Genomic DNA, 18,084 nt, shown 5'->3' on the forward strand with positions numbered 1-18,084 from the left:
CGATAAAAGCTAAGCAATTTGAGTTGCAATCAAGGTCGCTAGACTGGTCCACATCAGGTAAGCAGCAACACTGATCACAACCGTAGCAAAAATTTTCTGTACCGTTTTAAGATCAATCATGCTAATTAATCTTCTGCCTACTAACATCCCTACGATACATGCCAGCACAAAACTTAAAGTCACAATCAGCGGATATTGAAAGCCATCAAGTACATGAATTGAAATACTAACACCGCCGATTAAGAAGATAATCATCAAGGATGTCGCAACTATACTACGCATGTCTAGATCAGTTGCTTTTCTAAGAGCAGGTACGATCACAAAGCCCCCACCAACACCAAGTAGACCTGTGAGCAAGCCAGCTATTACACCGATCAAACCTAAAACTGAAGCAGTTTTCACATTCCAAATTAGCTTGCCTGTACTATGATTCACCTTACATGGCGGGTCTTCTAAATCATTTACTTTGTTAAAAAAGATACGATAAGCGACGATCAACATAACCAAGCTAAATGCGAGACTTAACCAAACTGGAGAAATGATATTGGCAAGATGAACACCATAGCGTGCCGAAGGAATACTAATCAGAGCAATCCAAATCGCAGCGCGGTATCTTACGATTTTTTTAAATAAGCCCTGAATACTTCCAACAAATGCAGAGAGTGTAACAGCCAGTAATCCCACAGGCGCAGCTTGTGAAACCGTCCACCCCTGACTCGCCATAAGCGCAGGAACAGCCAAGATTCCGCCACCAGCTCCCGTCAGCCCAAGTAAGCATCCGATTGCAAGACCTTCTAAGACCAATAACCACATATCCATAAAAGACCTCTTATAAGAGATAGATTGCTTTTTTCAGCATGAGTTTCCCTCACTAGCTCTCGATTGAAAGCTAGCGCAGAAACGGGGTTTAGATTTGAGAAGTGGGCTAGAGTTTTGGTTTAACCAGCCACTCGTGCCCTTTCAACATGCCATCCCAATACATAGGTGGGAGAATTTGCTCTTTTAATAGCCATGCCATACGAGTTGGTTTTTGCCCATCCAAGAACCATTTTGGAAAACTTGGTAATAACTTTCCGCCATAGCCAAACTCTGCAAGTACGATTTTCCCACGCTCGACCGTAAGTGGACACGAACCATAACCATCATATTGAGCAAACTGGTTACTGCCTTTTAAGTACTGCAACACATTCACTGCAACGATAGGCGCTTGCTTACGGGCAGCAGCAGCAGTTTTAGCATTTGGCGCATTCATCACATCGCCCAAGGCAAAGATGTAAGGATATTTTGTATGCTGCAAGGTATGTTGATCTACGCTCACCCAACCCGCAGCATCGACAAGATTACTTGCTCGAATAAAATCAGGTGCTTGTTGTGGTGGAACAACATGCAACATATCAAAATCAGTTTCAATTACCGAACTATTCTCTCCTTCAGTCACCTTAAACCAAGCACGCTTTTGAACACCATCGACCTTGATTAACTGATGATTAAAGTGCAAATTTGCGTTATAGCGTTTGATATATTCCATCAAAGCTGGAACATACGCTTGCACACCAAATAACACACCACCTGTATTATAAAAGTCGATATTGATGTTTTGGAGTACACCTTGTTTTTGCCAATGATCTGCTGACAGATACATGGCTTTCTGCGGTGCGCCAGCACATTTGATTGGCATCGGCGGTTGCGTGAAAATCGCTTTACCTTGCTTCATGCTACTCACTAACTGCCACGTATATGGTGCAAGATCATAACGATAATTCGAAGTCACACCATTTTTACCCAGTGTTTCAACTAAGCCTTCGATACCATGCCAATTCAACTTTAATCCGGGGCAAATAACCAAAGCTTCATAATTAATTGGCTTACATCCTTCCAATAAAACCTGTTTATTGTCTGGGTCAAATGCAGCAACAGCAGCTTTGATCCAATTCACCTGTTTTGGGATCAAACTCGCCATAGTACGAACCGTTTTTTCAGGTGGGAAAATACCGCCACCGACCATCGTCCAGCCCGGTTGATAATAATGAATCTCTGCTGGATCAATAATCGCAATATCTAGGTTTGGCTGTCTTGATAGTAAACTCGATGCAACCGAAATTCCTGCAGCCCCGCCCCCCACAATCACCACAGAAAATGTAGGAATATTATTCAACTGATTAGGATTCTGTTTCAGAATACGAGGCACCAAACCCTGCAAATCATAGCCAAGAGCTTTCGCTTGCAATAACATTTGATCAAGACTTTGCTCTGCAACCTGTGACAACGCCCACAAAGTAATTGAACGAGTACCAGATCGACAGAATGCTAAAAGTGGCTTTTGTGACTTTTGATAGAGTTCTTTGAATTCAAATGCTTGTTCATCAGTCACACGACCACTCACCACAGGTAAATATTCCAATTGAATCCCATGTTGAATTGCAGCTTCTTGGATCTCGATGATATTAGGCTGATCAGCACCTTCACCATCAGGACGATTACAAATAATTGTTCGAATACCCTTTGCCGCTATTTCAGCAATATCTTGCTGGCTGATTTGATCCGAAACAAAAAACTCTTGATTAACTCGCTTTAATTCCATGTCATTTGTTCCTTATGCTTGTCCACAGGCTTTATTGGCAGGTAAAGCAATATCAATCTTTTTCGGATAAGGTAAATCGAGATTCGTCATAAACTGTACAAAATCTTGTTTAGATTTACCTTGCCCTAATCGAGCATTATGTAAACGCTCATGCCCAACGGTCGATGACAAACGACCTTTATAGTCATGTCCCGGATACACAATCGTTTCATCAGCCAATGTGAAAATCTGTTGATGAATAGAGTCATATAAAGTTTCAGCACTCCCTTCTTGGAAGTCGGTGCGACCACAACCATCGATTAACAGTGCATCACCTGTGAATATCATGTCATCAACGACATAACTGGTACATGCATTGGTGTGACCCGGTGTATAACGAGCTTCAATTAAGATTTCACCAACACGTATAGCACTACGATCTGTAATAAAAATATCTCCGCACGCTACACCTGAATGACGATGCAAAACTGTTTTACAGCCAAATTTTTCTCTTAATAAATTAGCTGCTGTGACATGATCTGCATGTACATGCGTATCGAGGCTATATACCAATGTTAAATTATGTTCATTTAACTTTTCCGCATAGCTCTCAATTTCAGAAGCAACTGGATCAATTAATACAGCTTCATGCGTTTGTTCTGATGCAATGAGATAGGTATATGTAGAACTTTCTTTTTCGAAAAATTGATGGAATATCATTAGAATCAATCTCAATCTGCTTGCTTATATTCATATTTTGCAAACAAGATGCCAACTCTTTGCATTTTTAATTATATTCAAATAAAACAATATATTAATAAGTAATATTTAAAATTCAGAATAGACTACGTTTCACTTTTCTTTCATTTCATGTTTCAATAATTCAAACAGTGAAACATAAAATGAAACATAATGACTCAACTCATTGATTTTAAAACTCAAGTTGATTTGGAAAATTTCTTGGGTTATTTGCAGCAGCTCATTACTGACTGTGCCCTTTTTATCGTTGATCACACTGATTCGACTATCATTTATGAGTTCAAATCAACAAGGCTTAATCCTTCGATCTCAGCGTTAAGCAAACAGCAAATATTGAATAACGCATTAGATACTGGAAAATTTAATTTTAAATCTGCAAATGGCTCAAGCGAATTGTTCTGTCATCGATATAACATTCATGTTTCAGATCAAAATTTCACTGGAACATTATTCGTAGTTCAGCTATTGCAACAGATTGAAACAACACTGCCAAAGCAAAGCATTCAAAGTTTATCGGAAACATTTCATAGCCAATCACCTGAAATGCAACGTATGTTTTCAATTATCCAACGCGTTGCAATCACTGAATTCCCTGTATTGGTTCGTGGTGAATCTGGAAGCGGTAAAGAGCTGGTTGCTCAGGCCATACATGACTATAGCCAAAGAAAGAATAAAGTGTTTATTGCGATTAACTGTGCTGCTTTGAACGCGAATATCTTGGAAAGCGAATTATTTGGGCATGTCAAAGGTGCTTTTACAGGCGCAATTCGAGAGCATAAAGGTGTATTTGAGCGTGCAGCTGGCGGAACACTTTTTTTAGATGAAATTGCTGAAATTCCCTTAGAGTTACAAGCAAAACTGCTACGTGTACTTGAAACTGGAGAATTCACTCCCCTAGGTGGTGAGAAATCAATTAAAGCCAATGTCCGCATTATTACCGCGACGCATCGCGCGTTAAGAGAAGAAGCCAAACTTGGCCGTTTCCGTCAAGACTTGCTTTATCGCCTGCGTGTTATTCCCATTTTTGTTCCACCGTTACGTGATCGAAAAGAAGATATTCCACTGATTGCAAACTTCATTTTAAGCGAGCAGCAAACCATTTTTCAGCATACTCCCTCACTATCAAATGATGCACTAAATGCCTTGATTGATTACGACTGGCCGGGGAATGTGCGTGAATTAAAAAATACCCTGCTCTATGCCATTACGATGGCAAATGAAAAACCTGAAATTGAGCTTTGTGATTTGCCAGATGAGATTATTGATAATCCACACATACCGTCTGATTTGATGATACACACAACCGAACATATGCATAGTTCAGATAAAATCAATAAAGATATGATTCGTAAGATGTTAATCAAATATGATTATGATCTTAATCAAGTGGCTAAAGCCTTGGATATGAGCCGTACTACACTTTGGCGCTATCGGAAAAAGTTTAATTTATGAATAAAAAAGCGAGCCATACCAAATGACTCGCTTTTTAGTTTCCACTTCAATCAACTTTTCAAATGTGGATTCTCAAGTGGTAAATCATGTTCCAGATGCTCATCAAAAATATCGGTGAGCATACTGTCATAACGCTTCACATTATATTGCAAGATTTGCTCAGCTTCAGTGCTAGTGATAAATCCAAGCTCGACGGCATTTGCAACACGCTCTTCAAACACTAAGCCTTTGAACTGATCTTTAGATTCGGCTTTTTTGAACTTATCCCATAACGGTTGCACTTCAAGCAGCATTTGGAAAGTCGACTCCATACGCCCCATCACATCATCTGCTTCGGTTGTGTAATAGACATGCTTCTTCAAGTCTGCTCTAAACGGATTTTCACGCAGCAATAACTGTGCAACTTCTTGTTTGAGCTGATCAGATGGCTTATCAATCGGGCGACCAAATGGGAAACAAATCAATTTCACTAACCATGCTGCAATCTTCACAGGGAAGTTTTCGTAGAAACCATAAAAGGCTTCTTGTACATTGTAGAGTGCTTTATTTAATGCAAGCTCTGCATGTTTCTTTTCAGCATCAGTACGCTGACCATGCTCATAGAATTTTAAAATTGCAGTCGCAATAAATAAATGTGCATGAATATCTGCTAAACGCCCAGACAGCATCTCTTTACGCTTTAAATCACCTGCTAAAAGTCCAAGTGCCATATCCGCAGTTAAGGCAAAGTCTGCACTCAAACGATTAATCAAGGCATAGTAGGGTTTAGAAAAATCATCTGCTTGTTTCGACGCTTGATCTGAACCACCCGTAAAACCAAAAGCAACTGCTTTTGCTGCACGATTAAAAGTGTAAGCAAGATGTTTAAATAATAAAGGATTGAACTGTTTCAAAGCCGCTTGCTTATTTTCAGATTGTAGTAATTGTAACTCTTCAAATAGATAAGGATGACAACGCATTGAACCCTGACCAAAAATCATCAATGAGCGCGTTAAAATATTTGCACCCTCAACAGTGATTGCAACAGGAATCGATTGATAAGTTAATGCAAGGAAATTACGTGGGCCAAGTTGAATCGCACGTCCTCCGACGACATCCATACCATGATTAATGACTTTCCTCATGGTTTCAGTGGCATAGTATTTTGCCATTGCTGTCATTACTGCAGGCGTACCACCTTGATTCAAACCACAAGTGACTAAATATCTAAATGCTTCCAACATATAAGCATCACTTGCAATATCACTGGTCGCTTCTTGTACACCTTCAAAATGTCCAACTGATACTTTGAACTGCTGTCTTACACTCGCAAATGCGCCGACTAGCAGATAACTCATCTCACCCGCAGCAGTCGCCAAGGCTGGTAATGAAATCCCACGACCAACACCGAGACACTCCATCAACATGCGCCAACCTTTACCCGCATTCTCCTGTCCACCAATAATCCAATCAATCGGAATGAAAACATCATTACCTTCAACTGTACCATTCATGAACGGTGCGCCCGGATTATGTCGAGCGCCAATTTTGATACCTTCGTGGCTTGATGGAATCAATGCACAGGTAATGCCATATTCATATTTACTTTTATCACCCAATAAGCCATCAGGATCATAAAGTTTGAATGCCAAACCAATCACCGTCGCGATAGGCGCAAGCGTAATCCAGCGTTTCGAGAAATTCATTTTCAAACCAAGGACCTCTTGACCTTGATAGTTCCCGTAACAGACGACGCCTGTATCAGGGATTGCCCCTGCATCCGAACCCGCTTCTGGGCTGGTTAAACCAAAGCACGGAATCTCCGTTCCATCTGCCAAACCCGGCAAATAGCGTTGCTTTTGTTCGGTTGTTCCATAGTGCAATAACAACTCACCTGGCCCTAATGAGTTCGGCACCATACAACTCACAGCAGCAGTTAAAGAGCGTGATGCAATTTTGCTCATAATGCGACTTTGTGCAAAAGGCGTAAACTCTTTACCACCAAATGACTTTGGAATAATTAAGCCTAAAAAGCCGTTGTCTTTAATAAATTGCCAAACTTCTGGCGGTAAATCTTTATCTTGATGATGAATTTTCCATTCATCCAGCATTGAACACAGTTGTTGTACTTCATTATCTAAAAAGGATTGTTCTTCTTCAGAAAGTTTTGGATAGGGATATTCATCAAACTTGTGCCAGTCTGGTGCCCCCATAAATAACTCTTTTTCCCACCAACTAGTACCCGCATCCAAAGCTTCTCTTTCAGTGCTACTCATGCTCGGCATGGCTTTGGATAACACATCAAACGCAGGTCGACTAATCAGTGCTTCACGCAACGCGGGGATTAATAAAATCACACTCATTAAAATAATCGGCAGCCCGACTAATAAACTCCACGGCGTGATCAATACACTACATAAAATAGCGATAACGATGGAAACAATACTACCAATTGTTCGATTGAGTTCGAAATAAAATACAGCCCACAACATTACAAACTGAATCAACAAGCTAAGCAATATCAATAATAGAGTCATAGTTGCTCCTTTGCTTTCAACTTGAACTAAGGAAAATTAATTTATTTGAATTACTACACGTTTGAACTTAGAGGTGAATAAGTGAAAAAAGAGTGAATTTTTATTGTACAGTTTGTTTTTTTAATATTTGACTTAGCTACTAAATATTACACAACCCCATCGAGATGAAACTATATTTTATAATTCAGATACTCAATTTTTAATAGATAAAACAGATGTTTAGTAAAATTATTTTAATATATATTAAAATTAATGATCACAGAAAGATTTGACGAGAATATCCCTCAAAAGGTTAATTTGTCGGAAAATGGTGGACAGAAACATTCCAAACTTTGATTTTAGAATGTTTCTACAATAATTAATAAAATGCCTAGGTATTAAAAATATCTTAATTCACAATCATATCTGTCCAACCGTGAAATGGATTCTCAAAATTCTGCCAAGTTTCTACGCCCAGCAACATTTCATTGTCATCCAGCAAACAAGCATCAAATCGTCGTATCAAATCCTCTTGATCCATTTCCATACCGATTAAAACAATTTCTTGTCTCGCATCACCTGTCTGATCATTCCAATTTTTCTGAATCGCTTCTCGACTCTGCGGGTCTTCAGGCCAATGTTCGTCTGGCACGGCAGCCCACCAATAACCTGCGACACCATGCCGAGCCATCGCTCCAGCTTGAGACCAAGAACCTGCAAACTCAGGCTCAGATGCTAACCAGAAAAATCCTTTTGAACGGATTACCCCTTTCCATTCTGAGTTGATAAAATCAAAAAAACGCTGCGGATGAAAAGGTCTTCTCGCCCGATACACAAAGCTTTGGATTCCATACTCCTCTGTTTCAGGTGTATGTTCACCGCGTAGCTCTTTGAGCCAACCCGGCGCTTGGGCAGCCGCATTAAAATCAAATAAATTAGTATTTAAAACGCGATCTAAATTTACTTGGCCAAACTCGGAGACTTCTATTTTTGCCCGTGGATTCAATGAATGTAGTATTCCAAACAGCTTTTGTTTTTCATCTTCATTAATCAGATCAACTTTATTTAATATAATCACATCACAAAATTCGATTTGATCAATCAATAGATCAACGACATTTCGTTGGTCCTCTTCACCCAATGACTCGCCACGCATTTGTAAACTATCGATTGAGCTATAGTCTTTTAAAAAGTTAAAGGCATCTACCACTGTCACCATAGTATCCAAGCGCGCGAACTCATTGAGTGAAACACCATTTTCATCTTCAAATGTAAATGTTTCAGCAACAGGCAATGGTTCTGAAATCCCTGTAGACTCAATCACCAGTTGATCAAAGCGATGATCTTGCGCTAAACGGCGTACTTCAATCAAAAGATCCTCTCTTAAAGTACAGCAAATACAGCCATTGCTCATTTCTACCAGCTTTTCATCTGTTCGGGATAGCTCTGCTCCTCCATCTCTGACCAATGCAGCATCAATATTGACATCAGACATATCATTGACGATTACCGCAATTTTTCTACCTTCACGATTATTCAAAATATGGTTCAATAAAGTCGTTTTACCTGCACCTAAAAAACCAGAAAGCACTGTTACTGGTAGTTTTTCGGGAGCGGCTAAAGAATGATTCATTGGCTTTCTCACTTTTTAACGGGATTAGATTTCGTTTTGGTAAATCAATGCATCCACCAGCATCATTAAATTGACTCATATTGATTGCTGAGCCATACACCGTTTTAAGCTGGCGATTGATGCTGATGATTTAAAGAGTCTTTCATGCAAGGCGATGAGGTGTAGCGATGATCTACACCCCACGTCCGATAACCTGCACTATCAATATGAATTTGGCCTGACTCATACACGCCTAAGCCCATGCTTAGCGCTTCACCATGATCAAGCCAAAACTGGCATAACTTTGCTTTTGTTTCTTGAATAGACTGTTGCTCTGCAATATCTGGATTTTCAGCACCAATACGAAAATCCAATGCAGCATTGAACACATGCTTTGATGAACCTGCTCCGCCAGCACATTGATTTAATGCATAACTTCGATACACCGAAGTGACTGAAAAATCAGTCACGATCTTTCGATCAACCAACTGATGAAGAATATTTAACGTTGGAATGATGTTGTTCCAAAGTTCCTGTGGCGGAACCTCATATTCTGGATAGTTACATTTTTGCCAATCCCTCGCTGTCTGAAAAAATTCGGCATCAGGAATATATAAATTCAACCCTTGGCTTTTTAAGAAATGCTTATATTTATAGATTTGCTGTTGATGTAAAGGCGCATTTCTCCAAATTAAATAACTTGGTGAAATAGCTTTTTGAGTTTTATAAATCCTTTGTTGTTGAATGTCTGATCGCTGCAACTGCTGACTTGTACGCGTTTTTTGTGTCGAATAAACACTCGCTTGATGACAAGCGGATAAACACAAACTCAGTCCAAAAATACAAGCTCTATTCATTTTTACTCGGTTATACGTGGACAATAATTTTGACACGCACCGAACTTGCCGATGCATATTGTTATGTTATAACATAACAATATGCATTACAACTTAAGCACTCTTTACAAATGAATCTTGCACTACTCCCAGATATTTCCGCTGAATCAATACAACCAAAAGACCATAACCATGCTTTAGATTGGGTTGGCATGGAGAACATTGCACTGCCACTTTATATAGAACAGACCCAATGCCAAAGCCAAATAAATGCCTACGTCAGCTTGGATGATCCTTTGGTCAAAGGCATTCATATGTCTCGTTTATACACGCGCCTTTTAGAATTGAGCAACATCAAAAACCTAAACTTGCTTGATATTAAATTTGCCCTAGAAGATTTTTTAGCGAGCCATACTGGATTATCAACGAATGCAAAAATTGAGATCCATAGTGAACTTTATATCGAACGCCCTGCGCTAATCAGTAAGTTATCAGGCTGGAAAAGCTACCCTTTTGTGTTGACCTGTCAGCTAATCAAAAATCAATTTACCGCCGAGTTAAAAGTTGAAATTCCTTATTCATCTACTTGCCCATGCTCCGCTGCACTATCACGCAATATTATTCAGCAACGCTTTAACGCTGCATTACAAAACCAAGAGATACAGCTAGATCAACAAGAAATTTTGAATTGGTTAAGCACCACTGATGCGATTGCTGCAACACCACACAGTCAAAGAAGTTTTGCCATTCTGAAATTTAAACTAAACCAAGACATTAAGCATATTCCACTGATTTTATTTATTAATCAGGCGGAACAAGCCCTCATGACACCTGTTCAAACGGCAGTTAAACGCATCGATGAGCAAGCTTTTGCAATCGCTAATGGACAAAATCTAATGTTTTGTGAAGATGCTTTAAGACGTTTATACAGCACATTTATTCATCATAAATATATAAATGGCTTCAATTTCAAAGTCATTCATGCAGAAAGCTTACATGCGCATGATGCAGTTGCTCAAGGTTCATGGCAATGGTAGACGCATGTATTTTTAAACATATGGAACAGGGTTTCATAGGGCAAAAATTTGATTTTGATAATGTATTTTCTCAGATCAAATGGAATCAAGATGGGCTCATTCCTGCAATCACACAAGATAGTAGCAGCAAAGAAGTACTGATGCTGGCTTGGGTTAATGCCGAAGCCCTAACAGAAACACTAACCCAGCAACATGTTTGCTATTGGTCTCGTTCACGTCAATGTTTATGGCGTAAAGGTGAAAGTTCAGGACATCGGCAATTTTTGGTTGAAGCCAGACTCGATTGTGATGGTGACAGCATTTTATTTCTGGTGCGTCAACATGGCCCTGCTTGTCATACCAATCGTCCAAGCTGTTTTTATCTCGGAATCGGCAATCATCAAATTACCATTCTTAGCGAATCAACACTTTAATTTAATGGATGTAGACTTTCTATGCTTCGTAAAAATCCTTCTGGACATCTTCCTGTTATAGATGAATCAGCCTATGTTGATCAAACTGCGATTATCTGCGGCAAAGTGATTGTCCAAGCCAATGTTTTTATTGGTCCTTATGCCGTGATTCGAGCAGATGAAACGAATGAAAATGGTGAGATGGAGCCCATCGTAATTGGCGCAAACTCTAATATCCAAGACGGCGTTGTGATTCATTCAAAAGCTGGTGCAGCCGTAATCATTGGCGAGAGCTCATCTATCGCGCACCGTTCTATTATTCATGGCCCTTGCAGTATTGGACATCATGTTTTTGTCGGTTTTAACAGTGTGTTATTCAACTGCAAAATTGGAAATCATAGTGCGATTCGACACAATGCTGTGGTAGATGGTCGTGATTTACCTGATCATTTTTATGTACCTGCCATGAGCTATATCAACCCTCAAACAGATTTAGCGCTTTATCCGCCAATCGACATTTCCATCAGTGAGTTTTCTGAAAGTGTGGTTACGACCAATATTGAATTGGTCAAAGGCTACAAGGCACTGCACAATGAGTTTTAGAAATTCTCCAGACATTATCATTCGCAATGCCAATATCGTGAATGAAGGACAGCAACAAATCAGTGATGTGCTGATTCGTCATGGACGGATTGAAAAAATTCAATCCAATATAACAGGTATTGTTCATGCAAAAAGTATTGAAGCTGATGGCAATTGGCTCATCCCTGGCATGATTGATGATCAAGTTCACTTTCGAGATCCTGGTTCACCGCAAAAAGGAAGTATTGCATCTGAGTCCTCTGCTGCAGTGATTGGTGGCATTACCAGTTATATGGATATGCCCAATACCAATCCAGCGACACTCGATCTAAAGACGTTGATGCACAAGAAGCAAATTGCAGCACAACATAGCATGGCAAATTATGCATTTCACTTTGGTGTGAGTGCGGATACTTTAGAGGTTGTGGAACGACTTGATCCAAAACTGGTGAGTGGCGTAAAGGTGTTTATGGGCGCATCCACGGGCAACATGCTGGTGGATGATCCTAAAGTTTTGGAACGTTTATTTGCCAATATCCCAACTATTTTACTTACCCATTGTGAATATACACCGCGCATCAAAGCCAGAGAAAAACTATTTTTAGAAAAATATGGAAGAAATATTCCAGCAGCAATGCATCCCAAAATTCGAGATAAATATGCTTGTTTTGAAAGCTCCAAACTTGCTGTTTCACTTGCAGAAAAGTATGGCACGCAGTTGCATGTCTTACATATTACGACTGCAAAAGAACTGTGTTTATTTAAAGACTTACCTTTAAGCCGAAAACATATTACTGCTGAGGTGTGTATTCATCATTTGAGCTTTGATGAATCAGATTATGCGGCTCTTGGACATTTAATTAAATGTAATCCTGCGATAAAAACCCAACAGGACAAAGAAGCACTGATTAATGCAATTGCTGAAAGCAATCGTTTGGATATTATAGGCACTGATCACGCTCCGCATACGTGGGATGAAAAGCAACAAAGCTATTTGGATGCACCCGCAGGCCTCCCCTTAGTGCAACATGCAATCCCTGTACTAATGGAATTGGTTGCAGATCAAAAACTAGATATCGCAACAATGGTTCGAAAAACCTCTCATCAAGTCGCTGATCTATTTAAAATCAAAGACCGAGGCTATATTCGTGAAGGCTATTGGGCAGATTTAGCCTTACTCCGAGAAAATACACTGCAGCTGACCGTGAAAGATCAACACAACTATATGCGCTGTAATTGGAGTCCTTTTGTAAATAAAACTTTCCGCTATAACGTAGATACAACAATCGTTTCAGGACAGTTGGCTTGGCATCAATCACAATTATTTTTAAATTGTCAGGGGCAAGCTTTAGAAATAAATAGATGACCAAATAAGATCTTCAGAGAATCGAATCTTGCCCACAATATCTATTTATCATTCTTCGCAAGCATACTTTTGAGCACGCCATCTTTAAATATGAAATGGTGTGCCAAAGCTGCGGCAGCATGTAAACCCACAAAGAAAATAAACATATTTCCTAGAAACTGATGGGCTTCGCCAATCAAATGATTTGAAGTTGTCAGCCCTGCTAAAGGAAGTTGCATCGAATATAAGTCGAATTGACTAGTCATACTAGAAAGTGCCAACCATCCCATCACAGGTACGACAAATAATGATAAATATAAAACCAATCGAACCAACTTAAACAACTTTTCTTGATAGCGACTAATTATCTTATTGTGTGGCAGTTGCTTTCTATAGCAATAAACGGTTGCAACTCTCGCAACCGAGACAGCAAATACCAATAAACCACTCATCACATGAACTTGTCCCCAAATCTTGTCGTGTAGTGGATTGCCACTACTAAAATAAGCAATCAATACAAGGCATAGTGTCAGCCAATGCAAGATGATGATTGGTTTGGGATAATTATTTTTCATCTCTTTTTATCCTTATTCTACACTTTATATGAGCTGAAACTTTCATCCGATTTATTTTAATGCAATGCTTTTTCAGCTTTAGGTTTAAAAATAATTAAACTTAAAATGATAAAAGTGAATAGTACAATTGAAGCACCTGCCCGACTTAAATCCAAACCACCTTGAGCGATTGGTTTATCCAGAAAATCACCTAAAACAGCACCTAATGGTCGAGTTAAAATAAATGCAGCCCAAAAAAGCATTGTTCTTGAAGCTTTTGTACCAAAATAAAGAATAATCAAAAATACAAGAAGACCACCAAAAATCAGCATTGCCCCTGTATAACCAAGTCCCTGAGTATCTGCTGTCCAATCTCCCAATGCTGTTCCGAGCGTTTGTGAAAACATAATAGTCAACCAATAAAATGCCTCATTTTTCGGAGATTGAATCGTATTGACTGCGATCGAACCACAACTGAGACTCCAAATAAACAAAGATACAGCTAGTAAAGCAGATAAAATGAGACTTCCGCCTAAATATCCGATACCCAATGAACGATCAACAAAGTCTGCAATAGTTGTTCCTAATGTGGTGGTGGCAATAATCGTTGCCCAATAAAAGAATGGATGATAACTCTTTGCTCTAATCTGAAAGACCACAAGCACGATGAAAAATACTGCGAAAATTACGGAACTAATTAGATAACCTAGATTGAGTGACATTGAAAATGCATCGCCAGCGGTTTCACCTAAAGTCGTTGCAGCAATTTTTATGATCCAAAAGAGTAGTGTTACTTCTGGCACTTTACTGAGTATTTGCTCTGTATTTTTATCATTGATCATATTGTAATCCAATAAGAAAACAATCTAATTTGACCAAATAGAGCTGAATACAGGCTTAAATTTGAGTAATAAAAAATGTACTCAGTTCTTAAAAACTCGGCACATTGATAAATTTAGCTATAGACCTTAAGCTACCTTGTTTAAAATATTATTGGCTCAAATAACGTACTTATCATTAGACAAATCTTTTTATTTTCTCTTTACGGGATAAATATGGGTTACATTCCAAATTACCTAACCACTGCTTGATCAACTCAGATTTTAGATTTTCTTGTTCAAAAAAAGGCTGATAAATCTGTTCAGTTTTATGCCCCTAACCGCGAAAAACATACCTCGTTACATAAAACTGGGTGCAGAAATGAGATACAGTAAAGGCTTTGTTTTATATAGATTTTAAAGATAGAGCTTTCCTAAGCTACTCAAATTTAAGTAACAACTTGGGTGTGAGGTCGGCCTAATTTTGTAAATTTATTTAACATGGCTATACGTGCATGGATTTGATTGACCTGACTGTTATAATTACATGCACTGAGTTTATCTCCCAATAATTTGATGCAATCTATCTTGGTTTCGACCAAACTATGTCGATGATAACTAGACCACTTTTTCAGAAGCGCTCTTCCTAGACGTTTGACTTTTCAATAATTCATTTCTCTCTAAATATCCCGATTTCTTATATTTCCATGGCCTTGCATTTTTTCTTGGAGGAGTTAAGACATGAGCATGACAATCTGTGATCCTAGACAAAATAATGGACACATAGTACCTCTAAAGATAACGTAGCATTATCTTTGGAGATGTAAAAATGGCTAAACGCTTTAGTCCAGAATTTAAACAGTAATCAATTGATTATGCACTTTCAAACTCACATGAGTCTGTTGCTGCAATCGCCCAGAAATTAGGTGAGGGTTATTAAACATTAGACAAATGGATTCGTGAGGCTAATCACACCGGTCCAAGCAAACGCCAACTCTCGCCAGAACAACAGCATATTCTCAATTTAGAAAAAGAAGTCAAATAACTCAGGTAAGCCAATGATATTTAAAAAAAGGTGCATGTGTCCTTCCAAACAAATCATGCCAAGAAAAGTACACGGTAATCCAAGGTCTAGCTATGACTGAAATTACGGTTTCTTCCGCCTGTAAATGCCTAGGTGTTAGTGCTTCAGGCTTCTATGCTTGGTGAAAGAAATAGATTTACATCAATCAGAAGTATACTGATTTAACAATTGTATATGGGCAGCACCGCTCGCTTAGTAGCACCTTCATTGGTGCACTACATGCTTGATTTAGGTCACTGCATGAGTGAACGTACAGTTGGAAGGATGTTAACAAAGCTTGATTTACGCAGCAAGATTACACATAAATATAGGCATACGACTGATTCGAATCATCGTTTGCCGACAGCACCGAGTTTATTAGATCGCCAGCTTACAGTCACTCCGCCAAATAGAGTTTGGACATCAATTTATATATAGTCTTGACTTTAGATCGCTATTATTGACGAATAGCTGTATTCAAAGCATGTCTAGATAAGGAAACTGTTGGGATAATGCGGTGACGGAAAGCTTCTTTCATACACTAAAAGCTCATGTAGTTCACGGTAGTGTGCGCTTATTACCCGAAAAGAGGCCAATACTGTCTTGTTTGAATATATTGAGATTTACTACAATCGAATCAGAAGGCATTCAGTAAATGGCTGGTTAAGTCCTGAAACCTTTGAACAAAAATATTTTAAGAATTTAGAGGGATTGGCTTTCTACAACACTGTCTAAGATAGACACAATCAATGCGTTCTTCATATGGGATTTGATTCAGTAGATCACTTAAGACTTGTGAATCACTGACATTATTCTTTGTGAACTGTACAGCTCGTATTTGCAATGTTTTAGCATCTATACCAATATGCAGTTTACGCCATTACCGATGATATTTAGGCTGATGTTTCTTGCATTTCCATTTACCTTCGCCTAACTAAAAAATTAAGGTCAGTTGAATCTACCAGAAGATGTAGCCCTTCGTAACTTTTTTCACAGCTGATTGCAATATCAATCTGCTTTTTTCTTCTGCAAAGTGTGAAATAATCTGGTGCTATCCAACTAAAACCACTGAGTTGAATTAGGCTTTACACAAAGCCAGTGACCATACGCAAAGAAAGTCGAGAGATAGATTTGATCATTAAACAGCACGGAATTGTTATATCAGCATAGGTTTGATTTCTTCCATGCTTAGCTTGTGGTTAAGCATATCATTGAGTCTTAGGATTAAACCAAATTGAAATATTTTTTCGCTTGATTAGAGCTTGGTTATAAGAGGACCAATTTGTTGAGTGATAGATTTTGGATGCAGACTTCTTCATTTGGAAATTATATTGCTGAAGAAGCCTTTAAGAAAAGCTTTGTGTAAAAATCAAATAGACCCTATAAATAAAATGAATTTATTTTGCAACTTTAGTAACACTGTGTATTTTTTGTGTACCCATGTATACTATACTGTTCAGTATATGAAAAACAACTATCTTCTAAAAAAAAAGGATTAGTGGTAAAAATGAGAAAATTTAAGCAAATAGGGGTTTCTCTTACTGAATTTATCATTATTGCGCCTTTGCTTTTATTTATTGGTCTTGTCGGTATTCAATATGGACTGATTTATGTGGCACGTTTAAATGTGACTTATGCAGCTTATGAAGCCGCTAGAGCTGGCGCAATCTATAATGCTGATCCAGCAAGGATTCAAAATGCTTTTTTTAAAGGTTTAGTCCCATATTTCGCAACCCCTGGAATTTATTTACCAGGAAATAATCATGTTAAAAGTACAATCACAAGTAAAGATCCTAATTTGGCACAAGTTGCATTACAAGGTCTAGCATTAAAAGAAATAATTAAAAAAACAGAATCTGCTTTTGTTCATATTCATATGATTAATCCATCTAAAGCCTCATTTGACGATTGGAATGATGTCACCTTAGCAAAAGCCTATCGTATTAAAACTGGGCAAAATGTACGTATTATTTCAAATGATAATTTAGATACTAGAGCAACGACCGTTAAAGAAAAATCTAAACAGAATATTCAAGATGCCAATGTACTAAAGCTCCGTTTTATTTATGGGTATGAACCAAGAATTCCTTTGATGAAAAATGTTTTTAGTTCTTTAACCTCATTTTTTACCAGTAACCGTGATGCCGCCAACTTAAGAATGTTAGCTGCGGGTCGAATTCCTATTGTTGTCGATATTTCTGCACAAATGTTGAGTCCTGCAATTGAAGGTGGCTTACTAACAAATACAGTAAACAGAAATGGTTATCTTGTTGGTGAAGACTTAATCAATCGTTTTCAGGAAAATCAAGCCATGCAATGGCAAGTAGGACAAAAGAAAAATAATCTTTTAGAAGGCATTCAAGATTCAGCTGAACAGTCCGCAATTTCTCAGTTTGAAAAGGATGCAACTAATCTCAACGCAATTGGTGATATTGGTTCTGCCCTAGTTGGGGGATTGGCGGGTAATAACTCGCCAACAGGTCATACAGGCTCCACAACAAATAGCATTATTGGGGATACAAATAACCTCATCAGCTGCAGTTCTGGTCAAACCATCACTAACTTTTATTAATTTAAAA

Annotated in this window: 14 protein-coding genes and 3 pseudogenes; 7 read left to right on the top strand and 10 right to left on the bottom strand. The window is 38.5% G+C overall.

All coding sequences use genetic code 11. The features are described 5' to 3' along the window. Window positions 1-9: 9 nt before the first annotated feature. From F959_RS11515 to F959_RS11525, 3 genes are all read right to left on the bottom strand, one after another. Window positions 10-819, bottom strand: a complete 810-nt coding sequence (locus F959_RS11515) for a sulfite exporter TauE/SafE family protein (protein WP_004880341.1) — start codon at window positions 817-819, stop codon at window positions 10-12. 106 nt (window positions 820-925) lie between these two features. Then, entirely contained in the window at window positions 926-2,581 is a 1,656-nt protein-coding gene (locus tag F959_RS11520) for a bifunctional protein tyrosine phosphatase family protein/NAD(P)/FAD-dependent oxidoreductase (RefSeq protein WP_004880342.1), read from the bottom strand. A gap of 12 nt (window positions 2,582-2,593) precedes the next feature. Then, on the bottom strand, window positions 2,594-3,280 hold the full coding sequence (locus tag F959_RS11525; RefSeq protein WP_004880348.1) for an MBL fold metallo-hydrolase: 687 nt from the start codon (window positions 3,278-3,280) through the stop codon (window positions 2,594-2,596). Between the two features lie 192 nt (window positions 3,281-3,472). Here F959_RS11525 and F959_RS11530 point away from each other — a divergent pair, with 192 nt between their 5' ends. Continuing rightward, window positions 3,473-4,771, top strand: coding sequence for a sigma-54 interaction domain-containing protein (locus tag F959_RS11530; protein WP_004880349.1), 1,299 nt, complete (start codon window positions 3,473-3,475; stop codon window positions 4,769-4,771). Between the two features lie 50 nt (window positions 4,772-4,821). Here the strand turns inward: F959_RS11530 and F959_RS11535 are convergent, their stop codons facing one another. The 3 genes from F959_RS11535 to F959_RS11545 all read right to left on the bottom strand — a co-directional run bounded on the left by F959_RS11535 (window position 4,822) and on the right by F959_RS11545 (window position 9,735). Further along, complete coding sequence (locus tag F959_RS11535) at window positions 4,822-7,287, bottom strand: acyl-CoA dehydrogenase (RefSeq protein ID WP_004880352.1); 2,466 nt, start codon at window positions 7,285-7,287, stop codon at window positions 4,822-4,824. A 388-nt stretch (window positions 7,288-7,675) separates the two neighbouring features. Next, a complete protein-coding gene (gene zigA / locus F959_RS11540; protein ID WP_004880355.1) occupies window positions 7,676-8,899 on the bottom strand; it encodes a zinc metallochaperone GTPase ZigA in 1,224 nt (407 codons plus the stop codon). A gap of 104 nt (window positions 8,900-9,003) precedes the next feature. Continuing rightward, entirely contained in the window at window positions 9,004-9,735 is a 732-nt protein-coding gene (locus F959_RS11545) for a D-Ala-D-Ala carboxypeptidase family metallohydrolase (RefSeq protein ID WP_004880357.1), read from the bottom strand. Between the two features lie 110 nt (window positions 9,736-9,845). Between F959_RS11545 and folE2 the strand changes: the two genes are divergently transcribed. The 4 genes from folE2 to F959_RS11565 are packed head-to-tail and all read left to right on the top strand — an operon-like array spanning window position 9,846 to window position 13,091. Next, window positions 9,846-10,751: a GTP cyclohydrolase FolE2 gene (gene folE2 / locus F959_RS11550; protein ID WP_004880359.1), complete on the top strand. Its 906-nt coding sequence runs from the start codon at window positions 9,846-9,848 to the stop codon at window positions 10,749-10,751. Further along, window positions 10,745-11,164, top strand: coding sequence for a phosphoribosyl-AMP cyclohydrolase (gene hisI, locus F959_RS11555; RefSeq protein WP_004880362.1), 420 nt, complete (start codon window positions 10,745-10,747; stop codon window positions 11,162-11,164). The genes folE2 and hisI overlap by 7 nt, the downstream gene beginning before the upstream one ends. Window positions 11,165-11,185: 21 nt before the next feature. Continuing rightward, window positions 11,186-11,746, top strand: a complete 561-nt coding sequence (locus tag F959_RS11560) for a gamma carbonic anhydrase family protein (RefSeq protein WP_004880364.1) — start codon at window positions 11,186-11,188, stop codon at window positions 11,744-11,746. Next, entirely contained in the window at window positions 11,736-13,091 is a 1,356-nt protein-coding gene (locus F959_RS11565; protein WP_004880365.1) for a dihydroorotase, read from the top strand. Before F959_RS11560 ends, F959_RS11565 begins: the two co-directional genes overlap by 11 nt. Window positions 13,092-13,132: 41 nt before the next feature. On the opposite strand, the gene F959_RS11570 is transcribed toward F959_RS11565, so the two are convergent. The 3 genes and pseudogenes from F959_RS11570 to F959_RS16535 all read right to left on the bottom strand — a co-directional run. Further along, window positions 13,133-13,645 carry a cytochrome b gene (locus tag F959_RS11570; RefSeq protein WP_004880367.1) on the bottom strand — a complete coding sequence of 171 codons (513 nt, stop codon included), beginning with the start codon at window positions 13,643-13,645 and terminating at the stop codon, window positions 13,133-13,135. A 56-nt stretch (window positions 13,646-13,701) separates the two neighbouring features. Then, a complete protein-coding gene (locus tag F959_RS11575) occupies window positions 13,702-14,466 on the bottom strand; it encodes a COG4705 family protein (RefSeq protein WP_004880368.1) in 765 nt (254 codons plus the stop codon). Window positions 14,467-14,891: 425 nt separating this feature from the next. Further along, a pseudogene (locus F959_RS16535) lies at window positions 14,892-15,204 on the bottom strand (transposase); the annotation flags it as partial. 106 nt (window positions 15,205-15,310) lie between these two features. On the opposite strand from F959_RS16535, the pseudogene F959_RS16540 reads away from it, so the two are divergent. Further along, window positions 15,311-16,240 (top strand): annotated as a pseudogene (locus tag F959_RS16540) (IS3 family transposase). A 1-nt stretch (window position 16,241) separates the two neighbouring features. Here F959_RS16540 and F959_RS16545 read toward each other — a convergent pair. After that, window positions 16,242-16,824 (bottom strand): annotated as a pseudogene (locus F959_RS16545) (IS5 family transposase); the annotation flags it as partial. Window positions 16,825-17,012: 188 nt separating this feature from the next. Here F959_RS16545 and F959_RS11580 point away from each other — a divergent pair. Next, on the top strand, window positions 17,013-18,077 hold the full coding sequence (locus F959_RS11580) for a TadE family protein (protein ID WP_004878314.1): 1,065 nt from the start codon (window positions 17,013-17,015) through the stop codon (window positions 18,075-18,077). The last annotated feature ends 7 nt before the right edge of the window (window positions 18,078-18,084 follow it).

The organism is Acinetobacter venetianus RAG-1 = CIP 110063, from assembly GCF_000368585.1.
GTDB classification, from domain to species: Bacteria; Pseudomonadota; Gammaproteobacteria; order Pseudomonadales; family Moraxellaceae; genus Acinetobacter; species Acinetobacter venetianus.